Genomic DNA, 9,532 nt, shown 5'->3' on the forward strand with positions numbered 1-9,532 from the left:
GATTTGGTGCTATGATGGCGGCAGATTCAGCCATCAGTGTGGAGGAGACGTCCCGTGAACTCTCTGATGAGACTGCTGATCGAAATCGCAGCCGCCAGCTTCATCGTCGTCTGCATCACCGCCTCCAGCGCCGCCTTCGCCGCCGGCAAGGTGGGCCGCAGCGCCGACGGCCTGAGCTGCGCCGTCTCGCTTCCGCAAAACGCATCGCCAGCCGCTCGCTGCGCCGCCATCAAGCGCCAATGCGGCGGCAAGTTTTATGCGAGCGCGTGCGGGGATAGGTTGATGTCGGCGATGTGAGCGAACCAGTTGCCGAGAAAATGGTGTCGTCCCGGCGAAGGCCGGGACCCATAACCACCGCTATCAGAGAAGATGCGATAGATCGCACCAATCCGAATTTGCCTGTTCGATCAGGCGAATCTTCCAGTCACGATGCCACTCCTTCAACGCCTTCTCGCGCGCGATCGCTTCGGATGGTGAAACATATGTCTCAACATACACTAGCCGCGTCACACCATACTTGGTGACGAACTTCGAGCCGCGTCCCGAACGACGCAGGGACAATCGATTGCTCAGGTCATTGCAGACGCCGATGTACAAAGTGCCGTATCGCCGGCTTGCGAGAATGTAGACGTAGTACGCGGCGGGTGCATTCATCGCTGGGCGCCCAATTCCAAGACGTCTGACGGCGGTGGTTATGGGTCCCGGCCTCCGCCGGGACGACGCTGTGGAGGCATCAGAACAAATTAAGAACACTTTAGCAAGTCTTTGATATATCATTGTGATTCGGCGCGTCGCCGACACAATATCTAGCGTCTGTCAGACTTCGCGAGGACTACATGTCCACCATTGCCTTCGGTCAATTTGCCCTCACCAGGATCGCCGATTTTGCGCGTTCGCTGTCGCGGCTGCATCAGGCGGCGCGACGCTACGCGGTCGACGACGACCAGTTCGACCGCGAATTCAACGCGGTGTGCCAGTCGATCTGGGGCTACACCATCGACGACGTCAGCGACGATCTGTTCTCGGTCGAGGACCATCTGTTTCTCGACACGCTGGACGAAGCCCATGCGCGCATCTTCGCGGCCGAGCAGGGTTACGACCTCGTCGACGAGCAGGGCATGCTCACCGACTGGTGGGGCTTTTGCTGGATGATCTTGGCCGAGAAGCGCGGCCTGCTCACGGCGGACAACCGCGCTGCCGCGCGCGCGGCGATTGAGGAGAAATATCTGGCGGCGCCGAACGTGATCGGCGTGATCATCGGACGATAGTTGCCGCGCGTCCGCGACAGGAGACTGACAGCTAATCCAGCCCCGCGCGCTTCGCCGGCTTCTGCGTCTTCGGCACCGTCACGTCAGGCAGCGTCTCGCGCACGATCTCCGCGGCCGGGGCATCCGCCGCCACCGTCTCGGCGCGCACCGGCGCCACCTTCATCTCGCCGAGCCGCGCGCGGACCTGCGCGGTGAGACCGGGATAGGAGGCGACCGGGGTGAAGTCGGCAGCCTGGTCGTTGCCGACGCGGATGCCGGTATAGGCGACGAGGCCGTCGCTGGTGGCGATCACGTCGCCGGGCTTCAGCGAGGAGTCCAGCGCCAGATCGACCGGAGCGAGGCCGACCGGCTCGCGGCCGTTGCAGGTGCAGTCGGCGCGCAGCGCCTTGCGATAGGCGAACGCGTTCTCGCTGTCGGCGTAGCGCTCGCCGGTCTGCGACGCGGCACCGTCGATCGAGGAGCCGAAGTAGACCTTTGTCGTGCTGGCAGGACAGAACGCCTGACACATCTGCGCGGGCGAGGCGAGGCCGCGCATCAGCGGAAAATATTTGCCGTCGCAGCTGCGCACGCAGAACGCCGGTCCCGAGCCGCCCGCCGCGGCCGAACGTGTCGGCGGCACGTATTGCCGGGATGCGGCGTTCTGCTGGCCGGTGAAGGGGTCGGCGTAGGAGCTCGCCTGCGGCGGCACCTCACGCTGCGGTCGCTGCTGCTGCGTTCCACCGAACAAGAAGTCGAACAGGCCTTCGGCCGAAACCGGCGCCGGAACCGCAAGCAGCGGTGCCGCCAGTGTGACGGCTACGAGCATTGCGCGACGCCGCCGGCGTGCATGGGACGTGACTGTACGCAAACGCTTACTCCACCCGACGCTACTCAACCGGCCGGGACCATCAGGTCTCAGCACATCATTCACCATAAGGCCGGATGGTAAATGAGCGGTTGAGGGAGGTGGCTTCGTGTCGTGGATGCTGCGCTGCGCCCGGGACGGAGCGCCGTTAAGCCTTCAGAAACTCCGACGCCTTGTACAGCGAGCGGAATGGCAGGCCGGCCGCGCCGAAGGTATCGTCGGCGCCTTCCTCGCGGTCGACCATGGTCAGCACCAGCACCACTTCGGCGCCGGACTCGCGCACCGATTCCACCGCCTTCATCGCCGAGCCACCGGTGGTGGTGACATCCTCGACGATCACGACGCGCTTGCCCTCCAGCGTCTCGCCCCTGGGCAGCCCCTCGATCGCGAGCTTCGCGCCGTGCTCCTTCGGCTTCTTGCGCACGAAGAAGGCCGCGATCGGATGGCCCTTGATCCAGGAAATCTGCGCCAGCGCGCCGGCCAGCGGCACCGCGCCCATCTCGAGCCCGCCAATGAAATCGAGCTGGTCGTCCTTCAGCGCCTCATAGGTCAGCTCGGCAAGCAGGGTTGCACCCTCAGGATCGAGCATGGTCGGCTTGAGGTTGAAGTAGAAATCGCTCTTGCGGCCCGACGCAAGCGTCACCTCGCCGCGGCCGAAGGAGCGCCGGCGGATGATCTCGAACAGGCGGGCGCGGGAGGCTGATTTAGACACGGCGGGCCCTCGGGAGCGTTTTTGGAAGTGGCGGAATTTATCCGCGACGGCCCCGACATTCCAGAGGGGGCTTCCCCCGTCAACAGGGATCGGCCATCCCGGCCCGCCGGTTGTGGGGGGGCGACCTTCTGGAGTAGGTGGATGCCAGATGTCTTGGGCAAGAAAACTGGGCAAGGAAACGCGAAAAATGGCCATCGAGCTGCACACCTGGAACACGCCGAACGGCCGCAAGATCTCGGTCGCGCTGGAGGAAATGGGGCTGGCCTACAAGGTGATCCCGGTGAACATCGGCAAGGGCGAACAGATGGCGCCGGGGTTCCTGAAGCTCTCACCCAATAACAAGATCCCTGCGATCCTCGACCCCGAGGGGCCCGACGGCCAGCCCGTCAGCATCTTCGAGTCTGGCGCGATCCTGCTTTATCTCGGCGAAAAGACCGGAAAATTCCTGCCGAAATCGCTTTCGGACCGCATTCCCGTTTATGAATGGCTGATGTGGCAGATGGGCGGTTTCGGGCCGATGCCGGGCCAGGTGCACCATTTCATCGCGCTCGAGAACGAGCAGGACCGCGCCTACGGCCTCAAACGCTACATGGCCGAGACGCGACGGCTCTATGGCGTGCTCGACCGCCGGCTAGCGGACCGCGATTTTGTGGCCGGCGAGCTCTCGGTTGCCGATTTTGCCATCCTGGGCTGGGCCTGGCGTCACCCTCGCCACAAGGTCGAGCTCGCCGACTTCCCCAACGTCAAGCGCTGGTACGAGGCCCTGATGGCGCGCCCGGCGGTGAAGCGGGGCATGGAGGCGAAGCTGGATTGATCTTCTGCCTCTCCTCGTTCTTACGGGAGAGGTGAAAAGAACCTCACACCTTCCGCGCTTCCACCGCCATCCGCACCGCGAGCCCGGCCAGCACCGTGCCCATCAGCCAGCGCTGCACCAGCATCCAGCTTGGCCGGCTTGCGAGAAACAGCGCGATCGACCCGGCCGCGAGCGCAATCATCGCATTGACGCTGACACTGATCGCGATCTGGATCGCGCCGAGCACGACTGACTGCGTCAGCACGCTGCCGGCGGTGGGATCGATGAACTGCGGCAGCAGCGCGAGATAAAGCATCGCGATCTTCGGGTTGAGCAGATTGGTGACGAACCCCATTGCGAACAATTTGCGCGGGCTGTCGATCGCCAGCTGCTTCACCTCGAAAGGTGAGCGCCCGCCCGGCTTCACCGCCTGCCAGGCCAGCCACAACAGATAACCGGCGCCGGCAAAGCGCAGCGCGTCATAGGCAAAGGGAACGGCGAGCAGCAGCGCCGTGATGCCAAACGCCGCGCACAGCATGTAGAACACGAAGCCGAGCGCCACGCCGCCGAGCGAGACGATGCCCGCCGCCGGCCCCTGCGTGATCGAGCGCGAGATCAGATAGATCATGTTCGGCCCGGGCGTGAGCACGAGGCCGAGGCAGACGAGGGCGAAGCCGAGCAGGGCAGAGGTGTGGGGCATGGCTGAACCGGTGCGGAGACGGCACGGTTCTAATATGCACAAAGCGATGGGGCCATTGCGCAATTGCACGGAGGACAATTCAGTGCGGTCGCGCGCTCGCTGCGCTCCCTCGCCCCGCTCTTGCGGGGAGAGGGTGGGGTGAGGGGCCTCTCTCCACATATGAGATCGATGTGAGACCTGTATCCCCTCACTTGGAATCCACGCTTCGCGCGAATTCCGACGTCTCCCCGCAAGCGGGGCGAGGTGAAGAAGACCTCAGTGCGCCTCGTCCCAATTGTTCGCCGCGCGTGCATCGACATGCAGCGGCACCGAGAGCAGCACGGCCGGGAACGGCGCGTCCTGCATCACGTGCTGCACGACGGGGAGCGTCGCCTCGACCTCCGAATCCGGCACCTCGAAGATCAGTTCGTCGTGCACCTGGAGCAGCATCTGCGCCGTCAGTTTCTTCTGGACCAAGGCATCCTCCATCCGCGTCATGGCGCGGCGGATGATGTCGGCGGCGGTGCCCTGGAGCCGCGCGTTGATCGCGGCGCGCTCGTTGAAGGCGCGCACCGAGGCATTCGAAGCCTTGATGTCGGGATAGTACATCTTGCGTCCGAACAGCGTGGTGACGTAGCCGTGGCTCCGGCAGAAGTCGCGCGTCTCGTCCATGTAGGCGCGGATGCCGGGGAAGCGCTCGAAATATTTCTTGATGTAGGCGGATGCCTCCTCGCGCCCGATGCCGAGCTGGTTGGCGAGGCCGAATGCCGAAATGCCGTAGATGATGCCGAAATTGATCGCCTTGGCGCGGCGCCGGATTTCGCTCGGCATGCCCCCGATCGGCACGCCGAACATTTCCGATGCCGTCATGGCGTGAATGTCGAGGCCGTCGCGGAACGCCTGCTTCAGCACGGGAATGTCGGCGATCTCGGCCAGCAGACGCAGCTCGATCTGCGAATAGTCGGCGGAGACGAGCTTGTGTCCTGGCGTTGCGATGAAGGCGCGCCGGATTTTTCTGCCGTCCTCGGTGCGCACCGGAATGTTCTGCAAATTCGGCTCGTTCGACGACAGCCGGCCCGTCGTGGTCGCGGCCAGCGCGTAGGTCGTATGCACGCGGTGGGTCTGCGGATTGACGTAGGTCGGCAATGCGTCGGTGTAGGTCGATTTGAGCTTCGAGACCTGGCGCCACTCCAGGATCTTCTTCGGGAGGTCGTGGCCCTGCTCGGCGAGCTCGTCGAGCACCTGAGCGGTGGTGGACCACGCGCCGGTCTTGGTCTTGGTGCCGCCGGACAGCCCCATCTTGCCGAACAGGATGTCGCCGATCTGCTTCGGACTGCCGACATTGACGGGCTCGCCGGCGATCTGCTGGATCTCGGCCTCGACGCGGGCCGCGGTCTGGGCGAAGTCGCCGGAGAGACGCGACAGCACCTGGCGGTCGATCGAGATGCCGCGCCGCTCCATGCGCGCGAGCACCGCGACCAGCGGCCGCTCCAGCGTCTCGTAGACCGTGGTCATGTGCTCGGCGACGAGGCGCGGCTTCAGCACGCGCCAGACGCGCAAGGCGATGTCGGCGCCTTCCGCCGACAGCGGCGTGGCCTTGTCGATCGGCACCTGGTCGAACGTGATCTTGCCCTTGCCGCTTCCGAGCAGCTCGCCCTCCTTCAGCATGGCGTGACCGAACCAGCGCTCGGACAGCTGCTCCAGCCCATGCGAGCCGCGTCCGGCGTCGAGTACGTAGGAGATCAGTTGCGCATCGTCGGTGTTGCGCAAGGTGATGCCGTGCTGCGCCAGCATCACGGCGGTGAATTTGACGTCGAAGCCGATCTTGAGGATGCCTGGTGATTCCAGCACCGGCCGCAGCGCCTCGATTGCATCGGCATGCTTGACCTGGTCGGGCGCGAGGCCCGCGTCGAACAGGCCGGCGCCGCCGCCGGACTGCTTGTGCGCCAGCGGCACGTAGCAGGCATCGTTCGGCGCCAGCGCCAGCGCGATGCCGCAGAGATCGGCCTGCATCGGATCGATGGAGTTGGCGCGGATTTCGAGCGCGACATGACCGGAATCATGGATGCGTGCGATGAAGGCGTCGAGCTCCTTGAGCGTCTTGATCGCCTGGTACTTGCTGCGGTCGACCGGAAGCTTGCGCAAGGCCTCTTCGCGCGCGGCCGCGAGAGAAATCGGCGCGCCTTTCGGGCTCGCGGCCTTGTCCTCCTTGCTCGCCGATGCGTTGCGCTGGCCGGCCGGAACCTGCGCCGGCGTGCCGGCTCGTGGTGCCGGCACGACGTCCGAAGGCGGCAGCGGCGAGAAGACGCTGGTGCCGCTGGCATAGCCGGGATCGGCATCGACGTTGGCGGGATCGATCTGCGAATAGTCGGCGACGCGACGCGTCAGCGTCGTGAATTCCATCGCCTTCAGGAAGGCAAGCAGCTTGCGCGCATCGGGCTCGTGGACCGCGAGATCGTCGAGCGGTACCTCCAGCTCGACCTTGTCGTCGAGCAGCACGAGCTGGCGCGAGATGCGCGCCTTTTCCGCATGCTCGATCAGCGCCTCACGCCGCTTCGGCTGCTTGATCTCGCCGGCGCGGAACAGCAATTGATCGAGATCGCCATATTCGACGATCAGCTGCGCCGCGGTCTTGATGCCGATGCCGGGCACGCCAGGAACGTTGTCGGTGGAATCGCCGGCCAGTGCCTGCACTTCCACCACCTTCTCGGGTGGCACGCCAAACTTCTCGATCACCTCGGGGATGCCGATGCGGCGGTCCTTCATGGTGTCGTACATGGTGACGCAGTCGGTGACGAGTTGCATCAGGTCCTTGTCGGAGGAAACGATGGTCGCCGTTGCGCCGCGCTCGCAGGCTTGCCGCACATAGGTCGCAATGAGATCGTCGGCCTCGAAGCCGACCTGTTCCAGGCAAGGCAGGTCGAATGCGCGCACCGCTTCGCGGATCAGCGAAAATTGCGGGATCAAATCGTCAGGCGCGGGCGGCCGGTGGGCCTTGTACTCAGGATAGATCTTGTTGCGGAAGGTCATTTCCGACTTGTCGAAGATGATCGCCAGATGTGTCGGCCGGTTGTCTTCAGGCATCTCGCGCAAAAGCTTCCACAGCATGTTGCAGAAACCGAGCACGGCATTGACCTGCAAGCCGTCGGACTTGCGGTTCAGCGGCGGCAGCGCGTGATAGGCGCGGAAGATGTAGCCGGAACCGTCGACCAGGAAGACGTGGTCGCCCTTGCCGGCCGCCTTGGCAGCGACGGGCTTGGCAGCAGCTGGCGCAGCAGCGGGCTTGGTTTCGGCTTTGGCGGCGGTCGTCGGGGATGTCTTGGGAGATATCTTGGGCATGGCCGCAATGTATGAATTTTTGCGGGCTTTGACAGCCTTGGAACGGTGATTTTTGGGTTGCTGGCGCGACTATCCCCCGCTGTCATTCCCCGGACAGCGAGCTACTCCGCCGCCTGCAACACCGGCCCTGCCTTCTTCGGCGCGATCCAGAATGCATCGGGCCGCTCGAACAGGAAATTTCCACCAAGGCGCAGCGCGACCTGCCAGATCGCCAGCGAGCCGATCACGCCGGCGATGGTGACGATCAGCGATACTGTGCCGATGTCGGGAATGATGCCCGTGCGCAATAGCAACGTCCGTGTCGCTGCCATCGGCAGGAAGAAGGCGAGATAGATCACGATCGAATGCTCGCCGCAGAAGCGGAAGACATTCAGCCATTGCACGCGCGCGAGCAGCGTGCCCATCGTGATGATGGCGCAGGCGCCGGCGAAGCCGAGCACAAGCGATACGATTTTCCATTCGCTGGCCCCGAGCGTAACCAGACCGGCATTGACCAGCGCCCACGTCGCGAGGGCGGCGAGCGCCCATGCGGGATGATTGCGCGCGCGGTCCGACAGCGCGAACACGTAAGCGGAGAACAGATAGCCGGAATAGAAGTAGACGAAACGCGCGCAGAACTCATCGATCGCGGTCCAGCCGGTTGCGACACGCGCCGTCTCCAGCGCGGCCGCGATGAGCCAGATCGCGGGCGGCGGGATTCGCCGTGTCAGTTTTGTGACGACGAAGAAGATCGGCAGGAGATAGATGAACCACAGCGTGCCGAACGGCTCGACGAAGGAGTCCAGATACAGCAAGCCGGCGTCGCGCCAGCTCGTTTCTGATGCGAATGCCGGGGCCTTGAAGCCGAACTGGATTGTCACCCAGACGACATAGAAATAGGCGAAATGCACCACCTTGCGATCGAGATAGGTTCGCCAGTCGCGGTCGATCACCAATGGCAGGAACAGGCCTGAAATCAGGAAGAAATCCGGCATCCGGAACGGCTTTGCGAAGGCCACCAGCACATGCATGAAGCCGGTCTCGCCGGCGGCGAGCTCGACCCCCAGCACCGAATGCATCATCACGACCATGACGATGCAGATGCCCTTGGCGTAATCGACCCAATCGACACGCGCGGCAGCCGGGGCCTTGATTTCCCCGCTCCCGGCGATTGTGCCTGATGGTGCCATGGTGTCTCTTTTCGAGGCGGGTTCCGCCCGGATCTGTGCGAACGCGGAGCAGTGTGGCGCCTTGCGGCTTACGATTTCTTTACCGGTACAAATCGCGTGCCGTTTTTTGCGCGCGGGCTGTTCCCTCAGCTCAGGAAAATGCTAAACCGCCCTCGAGTTGGGGGTTTCGTTAACCAAGCCAAGCAGGGTTTTTCATGCGAATCGCGATGATCGGAACGGGCTATGTGGGACTGGTGTCCGGAGCCTGCTTTGCGGATTTCGGTCACGACGTCACCTGCGTCGACAAGGACGAGAAGAAGATCGCGGCGCTTCACCGCGGCGAGATCCCGATCTATGAGCCCGGGCTCGACGAACTCGTTGCGACCAACGTCAAGGCCAAGCGGCTCGAGTTCACCACGGACCTGTCCAAGCCGGTCGCGGATGCCGATGCGGTCTTCATTGCGGTCGGCACGCCGTCGCGCCGCGGCGATGGCCACGCCGATCTGTCCTATGTCTACGCCGCCGCGAAAGAGATCGCGCAGTCGCTGTCCGGCTTCACCGTCGTGGTGACGAAGTCCACCGTTCCGGTCGGCACCGGCGACGAGGTCGAGCGCATCATCCGCGAGACCAACCCGAACGCCGACGTCGTCGTCGCCTCGAACCCCGAATTCCTGCGCGAGGGCGCGGCGATCCGCGACTTCAAGTTCCCCGATCGCGTCGTCGTCGGCACCTCCGACGAGCGCGGCCGC

The 9,532-nt window shown here is 64.1% G+C and carries 10 protein-coding genes; 4 read left to right on the forward strand and 6 right to left on the reverse strand.

What is annotated here, in order from left to right; all coding sequences use genetic code 11:
- The first annotated feature begins 66 nt into the window (after positions 1–66).
- A complete protein-coding gene (locus tag IVA88_RS02355; RefSeq protein ID WP_249810989.1) occupies positions 67–297 on the forward strand; it encodes a hypothetical protein in 231 nt (76 codons plus the stop codon).
- Between the two features lie 63 nt (positions 298–360).
- On the opposite strand, the gene IVA88_RS02360 is transcribed toward IVA88_RS02355, so the two are convergent.
- Entirely contained in the window at positions 361–654 is a 294-nt protein-coding gene (locus IVA88_RS02360) for a GIY-YIG nuclease family protein (protein ID WP_247495694.1), read from the reverse strand.
- A 182-nt stretch (positions 655–836) separates the two neighbouring features.
- Here IVA88_RS02360 and IVA88_RS02365 point away from each other — a divergent pair, with 182 nt between their 5' ends.
- Complete coding sequence (locus tag IVA88_RS02365; RefSeq protein ID WP_247495695.1) at positions 837–1,268, forward strand: hypothetical protein; 432 nt, start codon at positions 837–839, stop codon at positions 1,266–1,268.
- 31 nt (positions 1,269–1,299) lie between these two features.
- Here the strand turns inward: IVA88_RS02365 and IVA88_RS02370 are convergent, their stop codons facing one another.
- Together IVA88_RS02370 and pyrE are read right to left on the reverse strand one after the other, a co-directional pair.
- A complete protein-coding gene (locus IVA88_RS02370; RefSeq protein WP_247495696.1) occupies positions 1,300–2,073 on the reverse strand; it encodes a DUF2865 domain-containing protein in 774 nt (257 codons plus the stop codon).
- Positions 2,074–2,260: 187 nt separating this feature from the next.
- On the reverse strand, positions 2,261–2,824 hold the full coding sequence (pyrE, locus tag IVA88_RS02375) for an orotate phosphoribosyltransferase (RefSeq protein ID WP_247495697.1): 564 nt from the start codon (positions 2,822–2,824) through the stop codon (positions 2,261–2,263).
- A gap of 187 nt (positions 2,825–3,011) precedes the next feature.
- Between pyrE and IVA88_RS02380 the strand changes: the two genes are divergently transcribed.
- Positions 3,012–3,638, forward strand: coding sequence for a glutathione S-transferase family protein (locus IVA88_RS02380; RefSeq protein WP_247495698.1), 627 nt, complete (start codon positions 3,012–3,014; stop codon positions 3,636–3,638).
- Positions 3,639–3,681: 43 nt separating this feature from the next.
- Here IVA88_RS02380 and IVA88_RS02385 read toward each other — a convergent pair whose 3' ends face one another.
- The 3 genes from IVA88_RS02385 to IVA88_RS02395 form a co-directional block, all read right to left on the reverse strand.
- Positions 3,682–4,317 (reverse strand): LysE family translocator, encoded by a 636-nt coding sequence (locus IVA88_RS02385; RefSeq protein WP_247495699.1) that lies wholly within the window; start codon positions 4,315–4,317, stop codon positions 3,682–3,684.
- A 255-nt stretch (positions 4,318–4,572) separates the two neighbouring features.
- On the reverse strand, positions 4,573–7,635 hold the full coding sequence (gene polA, locus IVA88_RS02390) for a DNA polymerase I (protein ID WP_247495700.1): 3,063 nt from the start codon (positions 7,633–7,635) through the stop codon (positions 4,573–4,575).
- Positions 7,636–7,736: 101 nt separating this feature from the next.
- Positions 7,737–8,804, reverse strand: coding sequence for an acyltransferase family protein (locus IVA88_RS02395; protein ID WP_247495701.1), 1,068 nt, complete (start codon positions 8,802–8,804; stop codon positions 7,737–7,739).
- Positions 8,805–8,998: 194 nt separating this feature from the next.
- Between IVA88_RS02395 and IVA88_RS02400 the strand changes: the two genes are divergently transcribed.
- On the forward strand, positions 8,999–9,532 hold a 534-nt coding region (locus IVA88_RS02400; protein ID WP_247495702.1), incomplete at its 3' end, for a nucleotide sugar dehydrogenase.

Origin of the sequence: Bradyrhizobium sp. 149 (genome assembly GCF_023073915.1) — a bacterium.
Taxonomy (GTDB): domain Bacteria; phylum Pseudomonadota; class Alphaproteobacteria; order Rhizobiales; family Xanthobacteraceae; genus Bradyrhizobium.